Origin of the sequence: Pandoraea sp. PE-S2T-3, from assembly GCF_002179965.1 — a bacterium.
Classification (GTDB): domain Bacteria; phylum Pseudomonadota; class Gammaproteobacteria; order Burkholderiales; family Burkholderiaceae; genus Pandoraea.
Genome location: NZ_NGUQ01000018.1, coordinates 39,400 through 65,203, shown reverse-complemented (window position 1 = coordinate 65,203; position 25,804 = coordinate 39,400). Strand labels below are relative to the sequence as shown.

At 55.7% G+C, this 25,804-nt stretch carries 13 protein-coding genes; 11 read left to right on the top strand and 2 right to left on the bottom strand.

Annotation, left to right across the window (positions count from 1 at the left end; all coding sequences use genetic code 11):
* Positions 1-52: 52 nt before the first annotated feature.
* Positions 53-937, top strand: a complete 885-nt coding sequence (locus CDV46_RS15695; protein ID WP_087723530.1) for a hypothetical protein — start codon at positions 53-55, stop codon at positions 935-937.
* A gap of 181 nt (positions 938-1,118) precedes the next feature.
* On the opposite strand, the gene CDV46_RS15690 is transcribed toward CDV46_RS15695, so the two are convergent.
* Positions 1,119-2,789 (bottom strand): recombinase family protein, encoded by a 1,671-nt coding sequence (locus CDV46_RS15690; protein WP_087723528.1) that lies wholly within the window; start codon positions 2,787-2,789, stop codon positions 1,119-1,121.
* 1,740 nt (positions 2,790-4,529) lie between these two features.
* On the opposite strand from CDV46_RS15690, the gene CDV46_RS15685 reads away from it, so the two are divergent.
* From CDV46_RS15685 to CDV46_RS15640, 10 genes are all read left to right on the top strand, one after another.
* Positions 4,530-5,720 (top strand): ABC-three component system protein, encoded by a 1,191-nt coding sequence (locus CDV46_RS15685; protein WP_140413391.1) that lies wholly within the window; start codon positions 4,530-4,532, stop codon positions 5,718-5,720.
* A 2-nt stretch (positions 5,721-5,722) separates the two neighbouring features.
* The gene (locus tag CDV46_RS15680; RefSeq protein ID WP_087723524.1) at positions 5,723-6,199 is read left to right on the top strand and encodes a three component ABC system middle component; all 477 of its coding nucleotides are present in this window, start codon (positions 5,723-5,725) and stop codon (positions 6,197-6,199) included.
* Between the two features lies 1 nt (position 6,200).
* On the top strand, positions 6,201-8,207 hold the full coding sequence (locus CDV46_RS15675) for a DUF3732 domain-containing protein (RefSeq protein ID WP_087723522.1): 2,007 nt from the start codon (positions 6,201-6,203) through the stop codon (positions 8,205-8,207).
* A gap of 112 nt (positions 8,208-8,319) precedes the next feature.
* A complete protein-coding gene (locus CDV46_RS15670; protein ID WP_217896746.1) occupies positions 8,320-11,655 on the top strand; it encodes an STY4851/ECs_5259 family protein in 3,336 nt (1,111 codons plus the stop codon).
* Between the two features lie 9 nt (positions 11,656-11,664).
* Positions 11,665-17,928 carry a DEAD/DEAH box helicase gene (locus tag CDV46_RS15665; protein ID WP_087723517.1) on the top strand — a complete coding sequence of 2,088 codons (6,264 nt, stop codon included), beginning with the start codon at positions 11,665-11,667 and terminating at the stop codon, positions 17,926-17,928.
* Positions 17,929-19,895: 1,967 nt separating this feature from the next.
* Complete coding sequence (locus tag CDV46_RS15660) at positions 19,896-20,972, top strand: porin (protein WP_087723515.1); 1,077 nt, start codon at positions 19,896-19,898, stop codon at positions 20,970-20,972.
* A gap of 111 nt (positions 20,973-21,083) precedes the next feature.
* Complete coding sequence (locus tag CDV46_RS15655) at positions 21,084-22,364, top strand: MFS transporter (RefSeq protein WP_176399094.1); 1,281 nt, start codon at positions 21,084-21,086, stop codon at positions 22,362-22,364.
* Between the two features lie 161 nt (positions 22,365-22,525).
* Complete coding sequence (locus CDV46_RS15650) at positions 22,526-23,338, top strand: 2-keto-4-pentenoate hydratase (protein WP_254916079.1); 813 nt, start codon at positions 22,526-22,528, stop codon at positions 23,336-23,338.
* A 34-nt stretch (positions 23,339-23,372) separates the two neighbouring features.
* Positions 23,373-24,137 carry an alpha/beta fold hydrolase gene (locus tag CDV46_RS15645; RefSeq protein ID WP_087723512.1) on the top strand — a complete coding sequence of 255 codons (765 nt, stop codon included), beginning with the start codon at positions 23,373-23,375 and terminating at the stop codon, positions 24,135-24,137.
* Positions 24,138-24,303: 166 nt separating this feature from the next.
* A complete protein-coding gene (locus tag CDV46_RS15640; RefSeq protein ID WP_087723510.1) occupies positions 24,304-24,954 on the top strand; it encodes a GntR family transcriptional regulator in 651 nt (216 codons plus the stop codon).
* A 25-nt stretch (positions 24,955-24,979) separates the two neighbouring features.
* Here the strand turns inward: CDV46_RS15640 and CDV46_RS15635 are convergent, their stop codons facing one another.
* The gene (locus tag CDV46_RS15635) at positions 24,980-25,771 is read right to left on the bottom strand and encodes a GntR family transcriptional regulator (RefSeq protein WP_140413390.1); all 792 of its coding nucleotides are present in this window, start codon (positions 25,769-25,771) and stop codon (positions 24,980-24,982) included.
* Positions 25,772-25,804: the final 33 nt, after the last annotated feature.

Genomic DNA, 25,804 nt, shown 5'->3' with positions numbered 1-25,804 from the left:
TAACCGGCATGCTCGATGTCGCAAGACAACACGAATCCATCATCGGCACACTATGGGCGTCATCTATCTGGATCAGAACTTTGTCTCCGACGTAGCGGGGGGGACCCGCGTTGCTGACGCAGATGTCGAGCGCGCACGAGCCACAGAGATCGTCAAGGCAGGTGATTACCGCTTTGCGGTTTCGGTTTGGAACATGTACGAAACAGCCCGGGCCGAGCGAGAGGACACGAGGGAAGGTTGTATTGAGTTCATTTCGGACGTCGTGCCGATCTATTGTGTGAACCCGCGCCTTGTTCAGGTGCAAGAGATCGTCCGATACGCAGCCTCCAATCACCCCGACGAGCCGTATCGTCTCGAGGAGATCAGACCTTTCTGCGACACGCCAGCTCAGATGTGGGCCACTTACACGAGCCCGGACAGCCAGGCGACACCTCTCGTGGGCGAAAGCTTTCGCGATGGCGTGGAGATGTTTGCTCGTTCGGATCTGCGTGTAGAACTTGACGATGCGCTTGATGATGGACCGGCGGCCGCCGACGCCGGCCGCCAAGCTTTTGCGGCCGGCGTAGTAGAACGAGACGAGCAGCTGATTGACAGGCAGTGGCTGCTGGAATTGCTTCCCGAGCGGCATCAGGCCAACGGCAAATTTGTCGATCTACGACGACGCGAAGCGTTGGTAGACTTCCTACTCCAACAGATCGAAGATGTGTACTGTCACTGCCCGACACTCCACGCCGAAGAGCAGATCTATCGGCATCGAATAGCCGGTCAGCGCAAGCTGAGACGATCGGATGGAGTTGACATCCAATTCGGCGTCTTGGCCATCGCGCACTGCGATGTGATCGTTACATCGGACAAGGCTCTGCGAGAGATGCTCGGTGTCGTGGGGGAGAAAATTGGCTCTCCCTGCCGAGTGCTTTCGCGACTCACGGACGTGTAGGCAACCTTGCGCGAGCGAAGGCTGGCTCTCGCGGGAAATTGTGTGTCCTTCAACTTACACGAAACGAGTCATATCAAGCACTTGCGGGAACGGTTTAGACAATTCTGTGACACAGTGAAGCTGGCGTAGCTATATGAATTTACTATGGAATTGTTCGTTTGCTATGTAAGTTAATAGCCTATTAGGGGTTCGAATCCCCCTCTCTCCGCCAGTTACTCATAAATGAGGGCACCGCCGGCATAGTTGCCCTCATGTGTGCTAGGGCCGCCTCCAAAACTCCGATGTTCGGCCCTGATACGCTGGCTTCGTCCGCGTAGACTCGAATCTCCCCGACCACCAAGTGCATAAATGCTCTTGCGTCGTCGCTACTAGAGTCCTCCAAAAGGGCAATTGCTGCAGCGCGGAACGTGCCGACGTCGATACTGTTAGCGATGTTCGCGGACAGAGTAACGGGGACCCTGATGCTGTTCAGCTTCACAGTTAAGTTCTTCAGCTCATCCTGCCAAGACTGGATGCGCCTCCCCAGACTGCCATCGATTCTCACCTTCTCATCCTCGACGAGCCTGTAAAGGTTGGTGAGTTTTCGCTCAACTTTTGCTCTCGCATCAGTAATTTGACGGCGCTCTGTCCCCTGGTGTTTCGCAAAGCGGTCCGCGTGAGTACAGCAATCATCGAGAATCGTCTTCAGTTTGCGTTCGGACAGAACGTGTTCCGCAACCGTTTTGAGAATCATCTTCTCAAAGCGTTCATAAGGCACATTTGGGCTCCTACAAATTGAGCCTGAAATCGTGTGGCGCCTACTGCACTTTAGATAGCGGTAGCGCCCGCTCTTTCCCGTAACGATGTGCATCGACGATTGGCAGTACCCGCAATGGCAGAGTCCTGTGAGCAATGTTCTGGGGGCCACGTGCAATGGGGGCGTATTTCGTGGAGCTCGAGCTGCTCGTCTGACTTCTACTCGCTGGAATCTGTCCTTGTCGACGATAACTGGTACCGGAACCGATACAACGGAGTCATCGTCCTTATCCAAGGCTACTCCGTAGCTACCAGATGGCATTGTGTTTCGATTGTGAAGCTTCCATCGAGCGCCGAACTCGAAAACGCCCGTATAGACAGGGTCGCTTAATATCTTCTGAATCTTCTGGACCCTCCAGAGTTGCCCGCGGCACAGGCATTTCGCATTCATGTACTCAACAATCTTCCTCATACCCATCGGAGCAGGCACGCCGACGCCCTCGTAGAGGTCAAAAATTTCCCGTACTATCGCCGCTTCGTCGTCGTCCAAAGCTAGAATTTTCCGATAGCCTGTGCGCCCAATGACTTTTGTCTCAGTCGTTCTGTATCCGTATGGTGGTCGACTGCCATTAAAAAACCCCCGTCGCGCATTTTCCTTGAGAGCACGTTTTACGTGCTTTGAATTCTCAGCCGAATTCATTTCATCAACCAAACCATAGAACAGAGTGACGAAACGGCCAATCGGACTGTCATCCACATCTTGAGTGACAGAAATGAGTCTAGTTCCGGCTTGGCTAAGACTTCGCAGGTATAGCGCCAAATCGGTTACATTTCTAAACGCTCTTGAGAACGAATGAACAACTATCGCATGAATTTTTTTATCATTGTTCATTACACTATCAATCATCGCCTGAAATGCTGGACGGTTATCGTCGGTTGCAGTTCGACCTTCATCAACGTACTCATCTAAAACAACGAAATTGCGAGACTCGCAATACATCCGCATCCTATTGAGCTGGTCTGGAATAGATAAGTCCTTTACCGCTTGTCGTTCGGTGGAAACTCGCGCATACAAGAAGACAAAGATTGCAACGTCAGATTCCTTCTGATTTTCCATAATGGCCTCCTGATTCTTGGCTGCGCTCAGCGGCAATTCGCTCGATTACTCGTCTTGCAAAATATCGAAATTGCGGGCTTGTTTCCAAAAGCGACCAGCGATCAGTGTGCAAGTAACACTCGCAGCGCAACGTCAAGGTGTCCGACAGCAGAAAACGCAGCTCGAGCAGCTCATCCGAGGGCGAACTCTTGTCACGCGTACTGATTGCCCCAGCACAACTGGGTGGCTTCTGGCGAGCGTCAATGACGTGGGAGGCTCCCGTCCGCATAACATACCTATGCGTTCTCACGTTCTGTTCGGTCGGTCAGTTCCGGCGATTTTCATGGCACCTCCTTGTCGCGACATTGATGACATAGAAATTATCAAGATAAATTCAGATTCAATTTTATTATTTAAAAAAATCAAGTCAAGAATAAATTCATTTAATAATCAATGATTTGATGGTATGCGCCGTCTGATGAAAGTGCGATTTTCATGTTATTCGGATATTTTAAATTCGCGTTGTTTTGTTAAATTTTAATTTTAATATTATGTGAGAATTTACTTTAATTAATGTTTCAGGAGACCTGCCTCCCTCGATGTTCGTTGGGCTTCGGCGTAAGCGGAAAAAATGTGCCTCTTAACTGGAAAAATCTATCGTAAGAGGCACATTTTTGCCGCTTACGGTGACAACCGACGCCGCGATAAGGTGTTAACTTTGCAGGTCGTACAACAACAAACTTAACCCATGGCGAACATCGGGGACTTGAAGGGCGTAGCGCGGCAATTCTTGAGTGGTTCTGTGGCATCTGAAGTTCCGAGCCTTTCAGCAGCGATAAGCTCAGGTGCCCATCCGCGCGAATCGTATAGAACCGTACCGGGCTAGCCAGCGTCTCCAAACGGAGGACGTCGTGGGGTCCGGGATACCTAGTCATTTTCGCCAAGACCTCCAGGTATCACGGAGTTTCATAGCTTTTGAAACTTCTCAAGTGCGATGAAACCACATTGCTTTCGAGAGAGATGCACTTCCCGGCCCGAGAGACCCTAGCCCAATTGGTGAGCGCGCACGGACTCCTAGCCCCTCAAGACGTACACTATTCAAGCAAGGATGTAACCGCTGCGCGCAATGCCGTCGGGCAGTGACGGTCACCCTGTCATGGATGATGAGCGTCGGTGATGTAGTTGTTGTCGCTCATGCTGACGGGCGTACTGACCACCAAGGCGTGAGGTAGGTCGAACACTAGGGGCTGCCTTGAGAAGCTCAACGCGCCGGCGAAGATGGAAGCGCGAGGCGTAAGGCAACGAAGATTTCATGGGAAATGAAACGATTCAAATTCGAAGATACCGCTTGATACCGGCCATGGCCGTCAAGAATGGTCGAGTAGTGGTGAGGGCGCATCCTCAGTGCGGCCCCAGATACACCTACACATCGTGTGAAATTCGCTGTAGGCAAATCAGTTTGGACTGTCTGGAACCTAACGCTTCAATTAAAGACCCAAATTTTGTGGTTGGCGAAATGACTATGCCGGCATTAGATTTTCTACCATATAATCAAAATCTGATGTTGTATCTCAATGCTGTAGTGGCGCGCGCAAACATATCGGGGGATGTGTTTGCCGCCGGTTAAAGGGTGATGAAAGTCGGTGGTCTCGAAAAACATCTGGCTGTGACGATGCCGTCGAAGTAGGCGGTATCGTCAATAGGTTCCCTTTTTCATGTCCAATAATTGCCGCACATGGCGTAAGCAGATTCGCGACCAGTATGACAACAGGGAAAAAGAGAAAGACAACTGCTCCTGGGCAAGCGTATGGATACCTCGTTCAGGTCGTGCGCGTGTTGTGGCACCTCCTTCGAGCCAATCCCGGTGATGTTGTTGCATTTGAGGAATTGGGAGATGTCTCCCGTGCCGGGGGCAGTGAAACGCTTTCAGAGGAAGACAAAAGCGGACTCGCGCACAATCCAATTTCGGACGGTTCACCATCGCTTTGGAAGACGTTTGCTAATTGGGTGGCCGCTCGCCAGGACGGGACGCTCCCTGAGGGGTGTAAGTACATCCTGTACGTTGCCCAGCCATACGACGGGGCGTGGGTTCAACGTTTGAGTGATTGCGAGTCTGCCCCTGAAGCGGACAAGCTGGTGCGCAAGCTGCGCAAAGAAATGAAATCCAAGCTTGAGCAACCCGGTGAAGACGGTGTCGGAGAAGCACTGCAGGCTCAGCTTATTCGTTTGTTCTCCCATAGCGACAAGCTAATCGCAAGCATCGTCACGGATTTCACGCTCGAGAAGGCGGAGTCCTCTCCAATTGAGGACGTGGAGCTAGAGCTTTCACGCGGCGTCGCTGACAATCATGTACACGACCTCACCGATAGTCTTTTGGGTTGGGTTAAGACTCGGCTGATGAAGCAAATCAAAAAAGGCGAACCCGCGCGGATACCGTACAACGATTTCAGGAAGCAGCGACTGAATGTCACACAGCGCATTGCAGGCAGGCTGATAGCTTTCCCAGAAAGTCAAATTGACGTTACAAGCGAGCAGATTGCCGCGCAGTTTGTCGACAGCACTTACGTGCGCCAATTGAACCTGCTCCAGCTGAATAACGATGAAATCGAAGTGCATGTTAACCACTTCTTACGTGCGTCTGCGCAGAGAGTCATATGGAGTGAGGATGGCTTTCTTAATAAGACGAATATTGAAAGGTACGAAGCAGACTTGGTTGACATGTGGAAGCTCAGTCGCTCCCACATTCAGCGTACCAAGTCGGAAGCGTCTCCCGTCGTCCGCGGGGTTGAGATTCTGTTTCGCTGTCTTGACGGGCGCGCCCAAGTGGAGTCTGTTCCTGTGCCGGCGTTCTTTTTGCACGGCAGCTTCCACGCGATAGCCAACGAGCCGAGGATTGGTTGGCACCCGGACTGGGAAGGGCTTTTGAATGCTGAACGGAAGGAAGGTGGCTGACCATGCTCATGAACGACGTTGAGCAAATACAAAACCCAGGCCTTGGTGCAACGCTCATCTGGCGGTTCGTATGCGGATACATAGCCGACGGCAGACATAGCAGGGCTCCATTAACGTATGCATTTTTGGTCGTTCCGTTACTTTTCAATAGGGCCGCGCTAGACGCAGTGGCCTCTTCGTATAAGGGGTTGCGAAAAGTCGAAGAGAAGGTGGCCGGGCAAGATGCGCTTGCCGCGTCGTTACAGGATTCGGTGCTGGCAATGCGCGCACTGTCACAGGAGTCCGTCGGAATTGCCATACGTGCTGGGCTCGTATCGTTGGATGTCAAAAGTGCGTTGATGCAGCCTCTGAGCACGAGTGCACCGACCCTGAAGGAGGCTGGAGCCGAACGCATGCTCGGTGCAGCCGAGAAGCTCGGGGCCTGGGCGAGCCAAGTATCGCTGCGTGAGTTCTGCTTCGTATTTAATTTGGAGCTCTGAATTGAAGCTGCAAGTCCTTGAAATTGTCCTTTGGCCGCGAAAAGCCGGTCACGAGCCTCGACGCGTGGCCTTCGAGCCCAACATGGCCAATGTGATTACGGGGGCCTCAAAGACGGGTAAGTCGTCCATCATTCCGATTATTGACTACTGCCTTGCATCTGACCGTTGCACGATTCCTGTCGGTGTCATTCGACAAGCGGTTGCTTGGTTTGGCATTGTGATTCAGACCGATGAGGGGCAGAAGCTGCTGGCTCGCCCCGAGCCGGGGCAGCTCAATAGCCCCACTGAAATGTACTTGGCCGAGTTTGATGAGATCGCTGTCCCGCAAGTCATTCCAGAAGGGAATACGAACATCAAGCAAGTGAAGACTATGCTTGACCGTCTGGCGCAACTCACGATGCTGGGGACGGATGCTGAAAATCAAGGGAGCGGATTTTCCGGCCGACCGAGCTTCCGCGACTTGATGGCCTTCTGCTTTCAGCCGCAAAACGTTGTCGCCAACCCCGATGTGCTGTTCTACCGAGCCGATACCACGGCGTATCGAGAGAAGCTTCGGGCTATTTTTCCGTACGTTTTGGGGGCGACAACACCAGAAATTCTGGAGAAGGAATGGGAGCTGGAATCGCTCAACCGCGCGCTTCGCATGAAGCAGAGGGAAATGAAGGCATATGCCACCGCCTCCGAAACCTGGAAAGCAAATCTCGCCAACTGGGTGGGAGAGGCGCACGAACTCGGTCTCGTCGGAAATGGCGCCCTTCAACTCAAGGAAGAGGCGGCCCTTCTATCATTGCTGAATTCGCTTGTACATCGTGACGTGCCCGAACGCCCATTGTCTCCAGATGCCATCGAAGATTCCGCGAAAGAGTATGCCGAGTTGCAGAATGAGGAGGCCACGCTGAACGCGGAGCTCACAGAGGTAAGGCATAGATTGAACCGACTTGCAGACCTACGGAAGTCCGTAGGTCAGTACGATTTGTCACTGACCGCGAAGAAGCAACGGCTTTCCCTTTCCAGGTGGTTACGAAACCAGACGCAAGGGTCGGAGCAGACATCATGCCCCGTGTGTGCCCAGTCTCTGGAGTCCCATACTCAAGCTGTAGATGCTATGTGCGATGCTCTGGCGGTTGTTGAAACCGACGCGCGGCGAGTGTCAAAGGCCCCGGTAGTCTTCGACAGGGACTGGGCATCCTTGAACGAAAGCATGCGCTCGCTTACTGATAAGCTCGGTGCCGTCAATGTTCGCCGTAGGGGCATCGAACAGCGAAGTGCTCGGGCAAAGCAACAGCGGTTGCAGACAAATCAGATAGCGCGCTTTCTCGGTGCAATGGAGCAGGCTCTCGTCCTGTATAACGCAAGAGAGAATCCCGCCGCTGCGAAAGAGATTGACGCTCTCATGGAGAGTATTCTGAAACTCCAAGGGGAACTGCAGAATCACAACTATGAGGACCGACTCTCTAAGGCGTTGAGGCGCCTCGCCAAGTCAATGGAGAAGCTCGCGACGAAGCTCGATGCGGAGGACCCAGACGCCAAGTTGCAACTCGACATTAGGGAGCTCACTGTAAAAGTGCGTGGCGACGACGGACGCTCCGACTTCCTCTGGCAGTTGGGGAGTGGCGCAAATTGGCTTACCTATCACGTTGCAGCGACGATTGCGCTTCACGCATTGTTCGTGCGTTTGAAGCGTTCCCCCGTTCCGGGTTTGATGGTCTACGACCAACCGAGTCAAGTCTACTTTCCGAGAAAGTTGGCCACTAGACGTTCCAAAAAACCTGAAGCTGAGCCTCGGATTGCCGACGAGGATGCACAGGCGGTCAGTCGATTCTTCGACGTGTTCGGCAAGGCGACGACCACCCTTCCGGGCGACTTCCAGATTATTGTCGTGGACCACGCCAGCCCAGACGTTTGGGGGGGCTTGAAAGGTGTACACCTCGTCGAAGAGTGGCGGAACGGCAAGAAGTTGGTTCCGCTAAACTGGCTCGATACCCCGAACACCGACGACTCCGCCTGAACGGAGAATTGAGGGATAGCACTCGCGCCCCTGCTTTAGGATGGGCCTTCTCGGCCAAGAACTCGGCCTCGCAACGCCCCCATAGGCACACCAAAAGACCCGAGGAGAGGGCATGACGAATGTATCGCGGACGATTTCGCCCGTTCGAGCATGGCTGCTAGAGTTTCTTTTCGTCAGAGACCTATCCGAGGGTCCCTCAGGCTTGCCTCTGTATAGATACCAAGTCGCGCCGAGTGAGTTTCGAGAACTTGAGGAAGTCCTTCGGCTTAATCATGGGCACGCCTCACACTCGACATATGGTTTATCCTGGGCGGCCGGTTTTTGCCTATTCGTAGCGGAGTCTTTCCGGCGTGAGTACGACGCGACGGACGGCGGATGGGCCTGGGCGCCGTTTGAGAGCCGATTGGGCTGTAGCTTTACGCCGGCGCAGCATGGCGAACTCGTACGCCAAGGCCTTAATCAGTACTGGAAACGCCCGATTCGACAATACCACGGAGGTAGAGACAATCTTCTCGGCTCGCTCTTCATTGAGGGTGGACTTCCTTGGCCACTTGTTCAAAGCGAGTCGCATGGCTTCGGGAAAGTTGTCAGAAGAGGCTTGAAGTATTTCTACAGGACGGAAAACGGCCACCGGACGACTGCCGATTTACTGGCCGACTTCGAGCAAGACCTTCCGCAGACTTTTCGCACACTCGAGACACGCCAACTGCTTGCCGGAATCGTCGAGCAATTGATGTCCCTGGCAACCCGATACCCGCTCAAGGGTAAGACGGACCCAGTCCAGCTACTGGACCAGGAATACCCGGGGTGGCGCAAAGATTTTCCGCTTCCCCTGGATGAAGACAATGCGCGGCGACTGATTAGTGAGTGGCTGCGAGATGCGAAGCTGCACCATGCAGAGCGAGAGGTAGAGCAGGCTGGAACGGGGGTATTCGGATGCAATCACCGCTTGCTCGACCTGCCAGATGGCTGGTGCATACGCTCCGAAGTTACGATTCCTCGCGAGGTCCAACTTCCCATCGACCCGCATCGCTTCAGTACCACACGGTTCGAGCTCGCCTTCTTCGAAGGCGACCGGCTCCGTGCGCCAGCTGGCACCGCGTACGGCCAACTAAGGGATGGGGAGTCTGGGCTGCATGTGCGCTTCTTGCGAAACCAGGTCTCGCTTAACCGAACACAGCTAAGTGATGAACTCACGCTCCAGCTGCTTGCAAATGGTAGTACTGCACATGTGGTTCGCTTTGAGGGAGGAGCAATCGATGTGCAGGAACTCCCCTTAGTGTTTGAATGTCGAGGCGACGAGTGGTGGTTCGTTGCCAGCGCGTCATGTTCGACAGCCAGCGAGCGGGTGCGCGTTCGCATCCCGAAGAAATTCAGTTATGACTGCAGCGGTCCCGTTAATGTGTGCGGCGAAACGGAAGATGCGCTCTGGCTTGAAACATCCGACGAACTGCGTCTCTTCTCCGACGTCGGTGACCGGTACACGGTAACTCCGAAATGCCCTGAGGGGCGACGAAGCGCGCTCCATCTAAAGGGTCACTTGACGTCGTACGAGTCTGTTCCGCAGATGGTCTATGCTGGCTGGCCTCGTCTTGAGCCCCTGCTCAGCGGCGAAGAGCCTTCATCTTCAATTCAACAATATGCAAATCGCCGGCTGGTCGTCCCTGCAAACGTCGCCGAACACATAGGCGGTATTCGCTATACCGCAAGGAACGCAACCGGTGAGGTCCTGCTTCAGCGTCGTTTTGGCGTTGTGCCCTCCGGATTCGCAATACAGGCATTTCCTGCCTATGGCAACAGGCCGGCGCGACTTGTGGTGAAGAATGCTGGGCTCCTCCAACTGCAGGTCATCGAAAGTGCAATCAAGAGCAGGATAGAGGCTGGCGACCAAGACACGTCAATTTTACTGGAACCCCTCAGTAATGCCCCACCTTCTTACCTAACACTTGAAGCCTGCGGAAATTCCGGAGTTGACTCAATTCAGTTCAGGCTACCCTTTCCATACCACGGTGCCAGGCTGATTGGTCCAGACGGGAAGGCCACTTCGCGTCGTGACTTCACCCTTGCCGAACTACTCGGCCTTCGCGTGGCATTGTCCACCTCGGCGACCAATGGTGCGGAATTCTGTCTGCAGCTCGAATTGAATGACCGAGAAGGGCGATGTACCCGGCACTACTTCATCAAGGCGGGTCACACACCAGTCCTGTCGAGCCTCTTTAGCTATCAAGCTGACATGCTGCAGATGCTGGGCGCGGTTAACGACCAAGATGCTTTCTTACGCGTCACGGTCGAGACTGACAAGCCGCATCTCAACTTCCGCGTCCGGCGCTACAACGGCGCCCTTCGATGGGAAGGCCAATCCGTATTTGCCATTATGGGTCCGTCCGAGACTTCGTCTGTAACGGACGTTTCCGTCGAGGCGATGTTACTTGCGGACCCCAAACAGACCCCCATCAAAATTAGCGAAATTACGAGCGAAAGCGTGGGGACTGGCAGATTTAGAATACCCGCTGCGATGCTGAGCGATGGCCCGTGGCTCATCTATCCCGCCACGGAATCATCGACGCAGTTTCGCCCTGCGCTGCATGCGCCAGAGGTTGCTGCAAGCATCCCAGACCAAATTCGCTCTCTGCATACAGCGGCACAGGTCTTTCATCCCGTTAGCCAACCGGATGTCATCAATGAGCAGATTGCAGAGATGGCTTCCGACTTGGACCATAGCGGCTGGCAGTATCTTGCAGACCTTAGACAGCACTACCGGCATCTTCCCCTCTCGGCGTTTGAAGCGTGGCTCGCACTGTCGCGCAATCAAAAGGCGCTCGCCATTGCGGTGTTTCGACTCGAGCTGGATGAGCCGTTCTGCCTGCGTATTCAGGATGAGCTTGCGGTGATATGGGAATGCGTATCGCTGCCAGGGTGGGCGAGCGCATACGCTCAGTTCCGTGAATGGCTCATACGACAGGGCGTGCCTGCCGTTTTTCTGGAAAGTGTCTTGAAGAACCGCCAGGCGATGCTCCCTGCCGTGGTATCCGGGTTCAGGGAAGTCGGCAACTACCTAGAGACCAGCAACGCCAAGAACCTCCGCAGGCTCCCCATCGAAGCCATCCTGCCAGGCTGGTACCAGCAGCTTCGCCGAACTCACGAAGCGAACAATCGTTGGCCAACGGACCTCGGTTTTCTACTGAAGGAATGGATAAGGCGACAGCCGCTTCCCAAGCCAGTGACGAGTCTCTCAGTGGTCGATTTTTCGGACGCGGTCACATTGCTTCCAATATTCATGGCGTTTGTGACAGCCGGTCTGACAACCATAGACGAACTCAAAGCTAACCGCTCCCGCTCCTATGTCAAATTTGCAATAAAGATGGTGTCGGATTTTGACAGGGATGGTTGGTACACGCCCGTTCACAGCATCATGGTTTCCTATTTACTCGCAGCTACAAAAGCGTAGGGGAGTGAGATGAAGTACTTTACAACCTTGGTGGAACAAAGCCTGAATCGCACGCGCGAAGCGACCCTAAGCATCCTTGGCGTCAATGATGAGGCTTTGCGAAGGCACCTAGGCGAGCAAATGAACGATGAACTGGGTTCCGAAGGTTGCTTTCTGGCTCCACCGGTCTTTGAGCATACCTTCGGATGGCAGGAAAGCGAGGAGGCCACGTTTGGTGACCTTAGTGGAAGGCTGCTTTCGAAGACGCTGGTGGACACCCTGCAAAGCGCGCCCCCTCCTTACCGCTTCGCAGCAGCCAGCCATCCGTACGTGCACCAACTGACGGCGTGGGAGACGCTTCTCGGGCCAACACCGAAATCCGCAGTCATCACAAGTGGCACTGGTTCAGGCAAAACCGAGTGCTTCATGATTCCCATCCTTGATGACCTAGTACGGGAGCGCGATGCATCTGGGAAGCCTCTCGTTGGGGTCCACGCGCTGTTCCTATACCCACTTAACGCGCTTATCAACTCACAGCGCGAGCGGCTTCATGCATGGACCAAGACATTTGGCTCAGATATACGCTTTTGCCTCTATAACGGAAAAACTGCCGAGAGCGCCAGTGAAGTTCGCAAGCTCCAGCAGGAAAAGCCCAACGAGGTTCTGTCGCGCGAACACCTGAGGAGAGAACCGCCGCCACTGCTCATGACCAATGCGACCATGCTCGAATATATGCTCGTTCGTCAGGTCGACGCCCCAATTCTGGACATTTCACGTCAGCGTAGGTCCCTGCGCTGGATAGTCTTGGATGAGGCTCACACATACATCGGCTCGCAGGCCGCCGAACTTGCGTTGCTTTTGCGTCGCGTGGTCCAGGCATTTGGAAAGCACCCCGAAGAAATTCGTTTTGTTGCAACTTCGGCAACCATCGCGGATAAGAATGCCAATGAGCGACTACAGCAGTACCTCGCGAGTCTCGCCGGCGTACGCACAGAACAGGTAGTCGTGATTGGTGGCTCCAGAAAAGTGCCTGACCTCGTTCGAGTTGGGGAGCTCAAGGCCAGAAGCCTGGAGGACCTTGCTGACATCGACCGGAACTCGGAGGCAACCGCCCGTCGCTTTTCCGCCCTGGCACACCATCCGCTTTCCAGCAACCTTCGCCACCACATCGTAAGCCAGGGGCGTCCCCTTGACCTCAATGAGCTCGTTCATATTGCCGGCGACTCACTGCAAAGCGATACACTCACTGCGAAGCAGCGAGAAGTGATGGCATGGCTTGACTTGATGAGCGGAACACGGGGGTCGGAATCCGGACCGCCCTTTATCAAGGTTCGGGCCCACCTATTCCAGCGCATGCTGCACGGCCTTTGGGCTTGTGTTGACCCGAAATGCACAGCGAAACCAGCCAGCCTTGACGCTTGGCCATTCGGCAATGTCTACGTCACGCAACGTTCGCGCTGCGATTGTCATGCGCCCGTATATGAGCTTGCGTTTTGCGATGAGTGCAGAACGCCTCACTTGCTCGCGGAAGACCGTGGCGGGCAATTGCAGCAACGCAACCCCTACGCAGGCGATGAGTTCTCCCTCAGCTATGAGAGTCCTGCAGAAGATGAGGCGAGCCCAGAACGTCCCTCTCATTCGGGACGGCGCCAGCCGGCGGAGAAATTTGTCGTGGCTCCCCACTCGAGTACGCCGGGTGCCCCCTATTTCTCACTCCAAATCGACCGGAATTCTCTGGTTGTTAGCGTCCTCCCATCATCCGCGATGCAAGAGGTCTTCGTGGCCCCGGAAGCCCAGTCCTGTTGCAGCAAATGCGAGATGAGCTTTGTGGAGTCACCAAGCGCCCTACGCAAAGCATACCTCGGTGCCCCCTTCTATGTCGCGAACGTGGTGCCGACCGTCCTCGAGTTCTGTCCTGACCCCATGCCCGACGACTGCGATAGTAAGTCGCCTGAGGAGCTACCAGGACGAGGGCGGAAACTCATTACATTCACCGACAGTCGCCAGGGCACTGCCCGTATGGCCGTGCGCATGCAGCAGGAAGCGGAACGGTCTCGCCTCCGCGGTCTAGTATTCGAAGTACTTCGCAATAGTCAATCGAAGCTTGACGCAAGACCCAAAGACACCCCGACACTCGGGTACGACGCGTTAGTTCAAGAAGCGGAGCGTGCGAAATCATTCGGCATGCATGACATGGCTACGCGGTTCCTGCAATTGGCGGAAGAAGCTAAGTCCGGGGTATCTACGCCCATCGCCAGCCAAATCTCATGGGCGGACATGGTAAGTGAGCTCGCGACATCGAAAGACATCGCTCAATCAATCCTGGACTACAACAAGTATGCAAATCCGGAGCTGTTCGGCGGCCACGAAGCAGCCCAACCGATGGCGCGCCTTCTTCTTGCTAGAGAGTACTCCCGCAGACCAAAGAATCAGAACAGCACGGAGACGCTAGGTTTGGTAGCCATTGGCTACAGTGGTCTCAACGAGATTTCAAGTGCTCCCCCATTATGGTGCGAACGCAAAGCAGGCCCAGTCGTAAGCGGTAACAGAGACGCCGCCGGCAATCTTACCCTTCAGGACTGGAAGGACTTTCTCAAGGTGTCCCTGGACTTTTACGTTCGCGAGAACACATTCATTCGCCTCGACCCAGCGATGCAGAGGTGGATGGGCGGACGATTCACGTCGAAAGCGCTTACGCCGCCAAAACGCGAAGCCGTCGAAAGCTCAACACTAAAAAAGTGGCCGCAGGTCAAGCCAGGAAGAGCTCACCGTCTTGTGAAACTGCTTGAGCTTGGATGTAACCTAGACCGGACCCGTGCGGAGGACAAGGACATTATTAACCACTTCCTTGAGCATGCGTGGTCGGCCTTGGTCGGTGCAACAATCCTCGAGCAATTCGAAGGAGGGTACGCGCTCAATCTGAATACCCTCACGTTCTCACTTCCCTCGGTCGGCTGGGTGTGCCCGCTCACCTATAGAATCTTTGATACTACGTTCCGCGGGCTGACACCGTACTTGCCGAACAGCGCACATGGGGGGAATTTCCTGTGTACGAAGGTTCAGATGCCGATGTTCTCGCAGCTATCGCCGGGTGGAGATGCTGAGTCCGCACTGACACAGGTCCGCCGACTCGCTGCCGAAAATTCACAAGTTCAGAACCTTCGGGCGCAAAACCTGTGGACCGACATCAGTGACCGAACCGTGGAAGGCGGATTCTACTACCGCACTGCAGAACACTCAGCACAACAGTCGTCTACCAAACTTGAAACATATGAGGATATGTTCAAGCGCGGAAAAATCAACGTGCTCAACTGCTCCACCACCATGGAAATGGGCGTGGACATCGGCGGTGTTTCGGCGGTCGTTATGAACAACGTGCCTCCACATCCCGCCAATTATCTTCAGCGAGCGGGTCGTGCCGGCCGCCGTAGCGAGGCCCGTTCAATTGCCTACACGTTGTGCAAGGCGGACCCACACAACCAGCGGGCATTTCAGGAACCGAAATGGCCGTTCGTAACGGCAATTCCGGCCCCTGGCATCACGCTCAGTTCGGAGCGAATTGTCCAGAGACACGTCAATTCGATGCTTCTCGGTACATATCTGCGTACCCTGGGGGACACAGGGCCTGACCGAACGAAGCTTAGCCTGAAATGGTTCTTCGGCGGCGGCGACACATCGGCGTGCTCTCGCTTTGTCGACTGGCTAGGAAATACACCAGATGGCCTCAAGGAACGCGTTGCCGACATCACCCGCGGCACCGGCTTGGCTGCGCGTCTGTTGGAATCAATCATCGAAGAAGCGGTAGAGACCCTCGAGTCCATTCAATCGCGTTGGTGCGCTGAGCACCAGAACCTTACACAGTTGCTGGCATCCGCGGCCGACGAGCCTTACAAAAAGGCTCTGGGCTTTGAGCTGAAGCGCCATGAGGACGAGTACTTGCTGCGTGACCTAGCAGCCCGGACTTTCCTGCCTGGTTATGGATTTCCGACAGACGTTGTGAATCTGAACACGTATAACGTGGAAGATTTTAAGGAACGCGCCCGACAACGAGAAGAGAAGAGCCGCGAGGACAATATCTTCACATCGAAGGAACAACCGACCCGCGGACTGGATGTCGCGATACGGGAGTACGCGCCGGGCGGACAAATCGTCATAGATGGGCGTGTCTATCGCTCCGCAGGCATTGGGCTACATTGGCACTCTGGAGGTGTCATCAATGAAGCCCAGAAGTTCGATATTGCCTGGCGGTGCACCCATTGCGGTACGACTGGCGTTACCGAGAACGCCTATTCGAACAGTAGCAACATGCGATGCACACGATGCGCCAGTTCGATTCTTGCTTCAGAGCGGAAGCTGGTCCTTCGTCCGTCCGGCTTTGCCACCGACTTTTACGAGCCCACGACCAATGACCTGAGTGCACAAAAATTCATTAAGGTCGCGCCCCCAAGAATCCAGCTTGATGGCGAAACGCTGGCCCTCCCTGATAGCCGATGCGGGTATTTGCATTTTGGCCACAACGGCAGCGTGTTCTACCACTCCTCGGGCGAACATGAGAATGGGTACGCCATTTGTCTCGCATGTGGCAGGGCAGAGTCGATGACAGACAGCGGCGAAGTTCCCATGTCGCTGCGGCCAGATAAACTACATCGGCCCGTCGGCGGAACGAAAGGAAGTAGCAAGGATAAGACGTGCTCAGGCGCATCGGTCAAGGCAGGAGTCCATCTCGGCTATCACACGGCCACCGACGTGCTCGAATTCGTACTGAGAAACCCGAAGACTGGAGAGTGGCTCGGTGATTCTTCGGAGGACGCGATTATTGCAACCACGCTAGCAGTTGCCTTGCGTGATGCAATTGCGGATGAAATTGGCGTTGCGAGCACCGAAATGGGCGTCGGCACGCGCCTCGACAAAGACATAAGCACGGGAAGGATTCGGTCAGTAATTCAGCTCTTTGACCAAGTGAGCGGTGGCGCCGGCTTCGTGTTGACAGCGTTGCCGCAGGTGACAAAGCTGCTAACGCGAGCGGTTAACAAGTTGTGCTGTCCGGCTGACTGCGAGAATGTGTGCCCCTCGTGCCTCGCGAGTCAGGACAGCCGCGTCGAACGGGACGAGCTGGACAGGCATGCCGCAAAGCGTTGGCTGAATACCAGCGAATTTCTCAGTCATCTCGAACTGCCGCCAACCTTGCAACGCGTCCCAGGTGCAACTTACTGTTCCTTTGGCCCGCAACGCTTTATTCGGGAGAGTATAAACAAGGGTGCGACAGCGATTCAGCTCCTATTGCGGGGTGCCCCCGAGGAGTGGGACCTAACCCTTCCCGCATTCCGCGACAACGTGTTGACTTGGAAAGTAAAAGATTCGCTTGATGTGCGCATCACAATTCCGTCGCTCGAGCTGCTCTCTGAGGAGAACAAGCGGAGTCTAAGTTTCCTGAGCAAACTTGGCGTCCACATTTGCCAGAGCAATGACGATTGGGATACGTCTGGCGTCCCTGGCATCCTGCAAATGTACCGGGGCGACACGGCACAGACGCTCTTTGCAATCACGGACGAGTCTGGTTTGCCGGGCGAGGGCTGGCTACAAACAACCGATTCAAGTACATGGGTATCTACGGAGCAGGTCAAAGCCTTTCGCGCGACCCCGCTTGATGTCGCGAGCTGGTACATCAGCGAACCTGGAGCCACCGTACTTGAGGTCACATCGGAGCTTAACGGGCCAGTGTCGACATTGGCGGCTCGACTGAGGATGCTACTTCGCGACAAGGCACCTTCACTGAATACCCTATTAGAAACGGACCATGCGGTAGAAGTGAGCTATAGCGACCGATACCTCAAATCACCATGGTCCTTGATGGTATTGGGTGGGTTTCTGTCGCTGTTCAAGAATGCCGAACTACAACGCCTGCAGATTGCGACGCTTCAACCCCAGTCGATGGAATCAGGAAACAGTATCAAGCATGACTGGAATCGCCCTGAGGATTTGAAGGAGCTGGTCAAGGCCTGGCTACAGACCTTTGTTTCTGTGGAGCCTCTCGTCACAATGGAGAAGAGAACATATGACTTGCAGCATAGTCGGGTCGTCGCGGTGTCATGGGCGTCTGGAAAAAGGACCAGACTTATCTTGGACCAAGGAGTTGGCTATTGGCAGCCCAGGACGCCTTATCGCGACCAATTGCACTTCGATTTCAGCGCGAGCCTAACGGCGCAAGGCAGTCGCATGGTGGAGCAATATGGATTCGCCAATATGACCAATGGCGGCACATGGCCAACCATCCTGTCCATCGTCTCAGAATAGCGAGACACCGAGCAAGCTTCCCCCGCTTGCGGAAGCCAAGAATGGCTTCCGCAAGCGCAGGAGAAGCGCAGTTTCTCGTACTTTCTGCTCCTGCCGGGCTTAAGGGTTAACGACGGGGACCGGGAGTCTTGCGGAGGCAGTCGCGGGGAAACATAGTGCCGCCGGCGGCTTCCAGAATGTGTGTGCGGTGGTGTATTCGTTGATTTCTTCGTATACGTCTACTTTCGATTTTTTCCACCTGATTGATTTTTATGGAAAATATCAGAAATTTGGCGAGAAACTTCCCAGTGCCCAAATTTGTCCTCAATGGCCCGCCACAGATAAACAAAGGGCTCCCCGTGCGGGAGCCCTTTGCATTCCTGCGGTAAAAATCCGACCTATCTTGGCACTGCGTGTTGATCCGAGATGGCCTGCGGAGAGAGATCCCCGCGACATGCCGATATCCAGCCTCGGGACTAGGAAGTCTGGGCGTTGGGTCTCAACTTACGGCACTCATTAACGAGCTCCGTAGCGAGTTCGCCAAGCTCTCCGAACATCGCGATCAGGAATCTGGTTGGAATCTCATTGCCGCTGTCGGTGGTGCATACCGCGAGAGCGAAGATGCGTTCGGAGAGCGTGCTTAGTTTTTCAGCCGATTTACGGGATAAGGAAATTGCGGAAGCGTGAGAAGTCATGCGGGGAACCTCGATCTAGTCAATTCTTGGACCCCGCCACCCGCTGCATTGCGCAGGGGTGGGCGGGCACTGGACTAGGTTAGCGAACCGCTGATGACCAGGCTGAGCGGCACACCCGAAGGTGTCCCAATCCAGGCCCACCCATGGAAAGGATGTGCGTGGTCACTCGCACACAAAAGCCGCAACTGCTGCGGCTGTGTGCCCTGGATACCATCATTCGGGTCGCTAAACCCGGTCGCGTTTGGGGCGCGACGGGAACCAGATTAGCTATCCGACGATGTGGGCACCACGCGTTCAGAGTCGCATTCTAGGGCACTCGTTGAAATTCAGAACATTCCGATGTCTCAATAGGGACTCTTCTTGTTCGATGGCGAAGATCCTCGCGATGAACCGCCAGAAACGAAAACGGAGCCGAATGGCTCCGTTCACAAGTGGGCACAGACAACGTTATCCGTACCGTTTGACCAGCAGCCCACTACCGACGAGACCCGCGACTGTGGCAATCAGCGTGATGGTTACGCTGGGAGTCATAAGCGCCACAGTGAGGCTCACGGAGACTGTTCCTGCGAGAGTGGAGGCAACTTTTATTAATCCGCTAGACGCTTGCGGACGGCGTCGATATGGGGTTTTGCGATACCGAAGACGAGTCTTATGGACCGCCCGCGCCTTCGTCGAACTAGCTGCAAGTTTCTTCCGTGCCGGCGTCGTCAATGCAATTCACTCCATTGATAACTTCACGTCTTAATGACGGTCTGCGCATGCTATCAGCCGACGGAGAGTTAACACGGCGGCGATGCACGGGGCCCGCACGTGGAAACGAGTACTTCGAGCGACGTATTCGAAGGAAATCGCCTTGGTGCTGAGGTGTGCTGGTATGCGTTGTATCGACTCTGGACAAAAGAGAAGAGGCACCAACTTCCGCAAATATAAGAGGGTGCCCATGCAGAGTGATGCCATTGTTTCGATCCGAGCTGGAACAAATGACGGAACGATGACTGATGGACGCATCGCCCGCGCCCGATAGTCCCGTCGCCTCCCCATCCCCCCGCATGAATGATTTCCCATCGTGCATACACGTCGTTTTTTTCGATTGTGCGTAAAAAAATGGCTGCCTACCTTCTCCCTGCCGGTTCGTAATCAAAAAACACCGCTCGAATTCGTCGCCGCGGCTGGCGCTCACACGTCGCCAGCACTTGCCGTACGCGGCCAGACGATCAAGCGCACTCGAATAACCGGCCGGGCCCGCTATTAAAACGGGTCCGGGGGGCAGAGCTATATGGATGGGAGATCCAGATGAAGAAAATCGCAGTCGGCCTGATCGCATTTTTCCTGATATCCAGCACGGCGCTGGCGCAGTCGAACGTGACGATTTATGGCGCAATTGATGAAGCGGTCGTGTACTCGAACAATGCCGGTGGTGGGAGTGTCGTGCAAATGCTCGACAGCTATCACTGGAATACCGTGTTTGGCTTCCGGGGGACGGAGGATTTGGGGGGCGGGCTGAAGGTCGTATTCGATCTGGCGAGCTATTTCAATCTGTCTAATGGCAAGCAGTTCCGATCGGATACGTTCTTCAGTCGCAGCGCATGGGTGGGTTTGTCCAAGGCGGAGTACGGCACACTGACTTTCGGGCACCACAACGATTTTTCGGTGCTCTTATTAGGCAATTCACCGGGATTCAATTCAACGTTCTCCCAAACCCCTGCGAATGCCGACCACATGGCCGGTGGTTATGTGAACAACTCCGCCTCCTATCGATCACCGACATTCGGCGGCTTCACCCTATTTGCGCTCTACGCACTCCCTGGTGGTACGTCCGACACCTACAACCGGGGCCGCGCGATGAGCTTCGCCCTGTCTTATGGAGACGAGCGATTCAAGGCGGCGGCTGTCGGCACCAAGATCAACGGCGTGAACTTCACGCCCACGCTGGCCGGCATGAAATCGTTTCTCGGCCAGACCGTTACCCCGTATCGCTCCTTTGCCGTCGATTCTCAAAACATCTATGGGGCAAGTGCCTCCTACAAGTTCGCCGAGAAGTGGACCGCAGGGTTGAGCTTTACCGACGTGGCGTTTGCCGGGTTCGGCAAATACGAATCGATCCGCAGTGGCACGGTCGACGTCATTTACGATTTTCAGCCCGATCTCAAGATCACGCTCGGGTACGGGCGCAGCGCCTTAGGTTCTGGGCGGCTCTCCAACTACAGCCTTTTCGTCGACAAATTCCTGTCGAAGCGGACCGACATTTACGTGGGGACGAGTTTCGTGACGTCCTCCGGCGCGACCCAATCGGCCGTCTTGTTCCCTCTGGCACCGTCGACGACCAGCCGTCAATTTGCCGTGGCCACGGGGATACGCACCTTCTTCTGACCACAGGTAGCGCAATTAAAAAAACGAGAGGAATGCGCATTCGTTCGGGCGCGCTTTCTTCCGTCGAATTCTGAGCAAGTGCAGTAAATCAAGATGATTTGGAGGGGTTTGATGAAACAAGGAAATATCACTTCAGCCGCGACGATGCCCGCAGAAGGCGCGCGCACCAATCAGCCGTGGCTCATGGTCGCTTACGCGACGATCGGCGCAAGCGTGTGCAGCACGGCGATCATTCTGATGACGGTGGGCGTATTCATTCGGGCGCTCGGGACCGCACAAGGTTGGGATCGCGCACAGATTTCTGGCGCGCTGTCCATCTGCGCGCTGAGTTTGGCGGTCGCAACACCAGTCGTCGGCGCGCTGATCGACCGGTTTCATCTTCGAACCGTGCTGGTCACGTCGTTGCTCACCTATGGCGCGACGGTTTTGGCAGTCCCGTTGATGGTGAAGACGTGGGGACTCACCGGGTTCTTTCTGGCGTTTTTCCTGATCGGCGTCTTTGGCGCAGGGTCGAACACCATCGTCTACTTGCGAGTGATCTCCGGGTGGTTCGACCGATCGCGCGGTCTTGCGCTGGGCATTAGCATGGCCGGCGTTGCACTCGGCGGGGCTATTGCCGCTCCCATTGCCGCTGCGATGATCCAGCGGTTTGGGTGGGAGGCCGGGTACTACTTCTTGGGCGCGGTGCCGATCGTGATTGGCGTGCCATTGGGCCTGTTTCTACTACGGGAAGCGCCGACGCAGAGTGGCGTCAGCGGGCGTGCTGCCGGCGCACTCGGGGCAGCGGGACGCACGCTCTCACAAGCGTTCGCCAGCCGCGCATTCTGGTTGGTCGGTATTGCTGCGTTCCTCATGGCCGTGGCCATCAACGGAGCGCAAATCCATTTGGTCCCCATGTTGCTCGACCGGGGCGTCGCGCTCTCGTCGGCAGCGTTCGCGACGACGGTATTAGCGGTTGCCGCGCTCATCGGACGCGTTGCGGCGGGCTATCTGTTCGATCGAATCTTCGCGCCTCGCGCCGCCATTGGAATTTTTGCGTTGTCGTGCGTCGGCTGCGCAGGCCTCCTGCTCACGAACGCCCCGGCATCCGTGTATCTGTGCGCGGCACTCCTTGGCTTTGGTGCGGGCGCTGAATCCGACTTGCTGGGGTATTTGATCAGCCGGTATTTCGGGTTGGATCACTTCGGCAAGATCTTCGGTTGGGTGTTTGCCTCGTTCATGGCGGGTTCGGCCGTCGGTCCGGTCGTGTTCGGGATGGGGTTCGATGCGTCGGGAAGTTACGCCATGCCGCTGTATCTGGCGTGCGCGGCCCTGCTAATCGTCTGCGCGTTGTGCGCCATGATGCCGCGATATCAACCCGTGCAAGAAGCGCAAGTGGAAAGCCTCGCCTAGCCGGCATATGCGCTTCTCCTCTCTAAGGCACGCACACCGGGATGCATTACAAAACGTGGGGCAAGGGCTGCAAACAAAGCGTGTATAGCGCGTTGACACACTGCATACAGTGCACAAAACTCTCCGCTCCAATTGAGGCGACGTCGCAGACGACAGTCTCAATGTTTCGCACGCGTTTCGAGGAAATGATGAAAGAAGTCGAACTAGAAGAACTGATCGCGTCGAGACTGCGCGATGCGTACACCAGCGGCCCTATTGCCCCATTTGCCTCGTGCGTGGGCGGCGACATCGACGCCGCCTATCGCATCCAGCACCGCAACACTGACCACGCGGTGCAAGTGGACGGCCGCCGAATCGTAGGCCGCAAGATCGGCCTCACGTCGGCTGCCGTCCAGAAACAGCTTGGGGTGGACCAGCCCGACTACGGCGTTCTGTTCGACGACATGGCGGTCGTCAATGCCGGCCTCGTCAATATGTCGAGCCTCTTGCAGCCCAAGATCGAAGCAGAGCTTGCGTTTGGCTTTCGAGTGGACATCGACGACCCGTCACTCGAAATGTCCGACCTGTTCGAGCGAATTGAATGGGTGGCGCCCGCGCTTGAAATTGTGGACAGCCGCATCGCGGACTGGAAAATCGGGATTGTGGAGACGATTGCGGATAACGCCTCGTCTGGCCGATTCGTGATTGGCCGGAAATTGCCATTCACGCCTGACATCGACTTGGTGAATTGCCAAATGCGCATGCAGGAGAACCGGCAGGTGGCATCGACAGGAAGCGGGGCGGCATGTCTGGGGAATCCGCTGAACGCCGCGCTTTGGCTGGCCAAGAAACTGATCGAGGTAGGGCATCCGATCAAAGCGGGCGAACTGGTGCTCAGTGGCGCACTCGGCCCCATGGTGAACGTCAAGCACTACAGCACCTATCACGCGGACATCGAGGGGATCGGTGAGGTCTCGGTTCGGTTCGGCGACTAACGTCGGAAATTGATTTGGAAGTCGGGAGAGAAATTTGCCATACCTAGATCATCATGAAAGTCGGCTGTATTACGAAGTACACGGCAGCGGTTCACCGGTAGTGCTGCTGCATGGCGTGGGGGGAAATCACGCGAGCTGGTTCTATCAGGTTGCCGCCTGGCGAGCGGATTTCAAGGTCATTCTTGTGGATGCCCGAGGCTTCGGAAAGTCCACGGACGCCGAGCTTGCCGGACGCGCCGAGTTCACAAACGATCTTGTCGCGGTTCTGGACGCGCTCGATTTGCAGCGCGTCTCGTTTGTCGCGCAGTCGATGGGCGCTGGCACGGCAATCGATTTCGCGTGCCGCTATCCTGACCGCGTTGCGTCCTTACTGATTGCCGATTCTTTGGTCGGCATCACCTTGCCTGAATCCATCGCGGTGGAAATGGCAAAGGTGCAGAGCGCGACGCGCGACCTGTCGCAGGCTGAACGTGTGCTTGGACGCACGCACCTCGCCAACTCGCCAGCCATGACGCAGTTGTATCTACAGATTGCCGGATTCAATCGCTACACCTTCAAAACACTCGTAGGCGTCCAGCCGTCGTACACGCCCGAGCAGATCGCTGCGACGGGCGCACGTATCGGCTTTCTCGTCGGCGAGGAAGACGTCCTGTTTCCACCCAAGATCGTCGCCGAAATGTGCAAGCACTTTGACGGCGCGGAATTGATGACGATTGCCGGTGCGGGTCACTCGGCCTATTTCGAAGCACCGGACCAGTTCAACGCGCGCGTCGCCAATTGGCTTCAATTCCAAGAATAGAAAGCAAACGAACTGCGGCATGAAAAGAGCGCTCGCGAGATTGACCGACGTCCACGTTGCCGGGGGGCAACGTTCTGTGACTGCGGTCAATCTCGCGACGCACCCTTGGGGCCAACGGCACTTTCGCTCACGTTTGAGCGCCATTGATTGAAGGGTTCCGGCGGCTATGGCAGTTTCTCAGGAAGTCGGGCAGCGATTGCGCGACAGGATTTACGACGCGATCCGAGATCTCGTCGAGCGCGGCAAGCTGCAACCCGGTCAACGGTTGACGGAAACGCATCTCGCTGCGCGGTTCGGCGTTTCCAGAACGCCCGTGCGTGAGGCGTTGTTTCAGTTGGCGCGCGAGGGGCTGCTGGAGCCATTGGAGCGCGGTTACGGATTCAGCGAAATGCCGATGCCGGCGCTGCTGGCTCGATTGGACGTCAAGTCGATTCTCGACCCTGTGGTCGTCGTCAACGTTGTTGAGTCAGCATCCAGCAAAGAGATTGCGAAAATTTCCACGCTCGCGGACGAGGCGAGACGCCTGCTCCTTTGCGAGCCCTCGTCATTTGTTTCCGCGAGTGCGGTTCACGGACTCCAAAAATACCTCGCCACCGTTTGCACGAACCAAGTGCTGGCGCGGTGCTTCAGTGCGGCAGAGGATGATTTTCTCGCCGCCCGCCCATTGCTGCTGCGAACCGAAAGAAACCGCTTGATGACGGCGGATTATCTGGAAGCCTTGGTTCAACATCTGACGACTCGGGACGCGGCGTTAGCCGAGGCACAAACGCGCACCCATATCGCCAGCCTTGCGGAATCGTGCCGCATGCAACTCTGAGAGGGCAACGCAGGGGGAGTGCGCGCTACGAACGCTTCGGCAACGCCGTCCTCGCGCTGCGCTTTCGAGCCGCGCGTTCGGCGGGCTTCGCAAGTGTCGTTATCAGCATCTCAACGTACTCTTTCGCGATTTTCCCCGCGCCTTTCACGTCGCGCGAACGAATGGCGGCGAGCAACAGCCCATCGCGATGTACCGAAATAGCGCGATTCCCTTCGTCTTTGTAGTGTTCGTTGCGCACTAGAAGAAACTGGTCTTCCAGCACCGCGCAAACGCGCGTCAGCGCCGTGTTGTGGCTCATTTCGAGTAGGACGGTGCGAAACTCGTGTGCCGCCGAAACAAACGCCGAATACTTCGACGACGCCTCGGCCTTTTTCATCTTTTCATAAGCACTGGCCAGCACTTCGATCTGCTCATCGGACCCGTACTTTGCCGCGTGTTCTGCCAGCGGCGGATCGAGCAAGAGTCGAACCTCCATGCGCTGGAGGAAATCGCGTGGTGTATCCGTCATCAGCGAGTACCCGCGATCGGTGCGCACCACGAGGCCTTCACGCGCCAGTTGGAAGAGTGCTTCGCGAATCGGCGTGCGCGAGACCCCATACCGCTCGGCCAATTCCAACTCAACGAGCCGCGACCCGGCCGCAATGGCGCCCCCGTGCAGATCCTCCCGGAGCAACTGGTAAACCTGATCGCGTAACCGATCGCTCTGTACGACTCTGCGGGTGGCGCTCATGACGTTGAAGTTTTGGTTGGTTAGCCGCGATTCTACGACGAAACGAGTGAGATTTCGGTAGGAAACGCGGGATTCCGTGACATCCACTCAACACATTCGCAAGGCTCATGCATGAGTGAA

Coding starts and splice junctions, on each gene's coding strand:
- CDV46_RS15695 (WP_087723530.1), top strand. CDS start 53: ATGGGCGTCATCTATCTGGATCAGAACTTTGTCTCCGACGTAGCGGGG.
- CDV46_RS15690 (WP_087723528.1), bottom strand. CDS start 2,789: ATGGAAAATCAGAAGGAATCTGACGTTGCAATCTTTGTCTTCTTGTAT.
- CDV46_RS15685 (WP_140413391.1), top strand. CDS start 4,530: ATGACAACAGGGAAAAAGAGAAAGACAACTGCTCCTGGGCAAGCGTAT.
- CDV46_RS15680 (WP_087723524.1), top strand. CDS start 5,723: ATGCTCATGAACGACGTTGAGCAAATACAAAACCCAGGCCTTGGTGCA.
- CDV46_RS15670 (WP_217896746.1), top strand. CDS start 8,320: ATGACGAATGTATCGCGGACGATTTCGCCCGTTCGAGCATGGCTGCTA.
- CDV46_RS15665 (WP_087723517.1), top strand. CDS start 11,665: ATGAAGTACTTTACAACCTTGGTGGAACAAAGCCTGAATCGCACGCGC.
- CDV46_RS15660 (WP_087723515.1), top strand. CDS start 19,896: ATGAAGAAAATCGCAGTCGGCCTGATCGCATTTTTCCTGATATCCAGC.
- CDV46_RS15655 (WP_176399094.1), top strand. CDS start 21,084: ATGAAACAAGGAAATATCACTTCAGCCGCGACGATGCCCGCAGAAGGC.
- CDV46_RS15650 (WP_254916079.1), top strand. CDS start 22,526: ATGTTTCGCACGCGTTTCGAGGAAATGATGAAAGAAGTCGAACTAGAA.
- CDV46_RS15640 (WP_087723510.1), top strand. CDS start 24,304: ATGGCAGTTTCTCAGGAAGTCGGGCAGCGATTGCGCGACAGGATTTAC.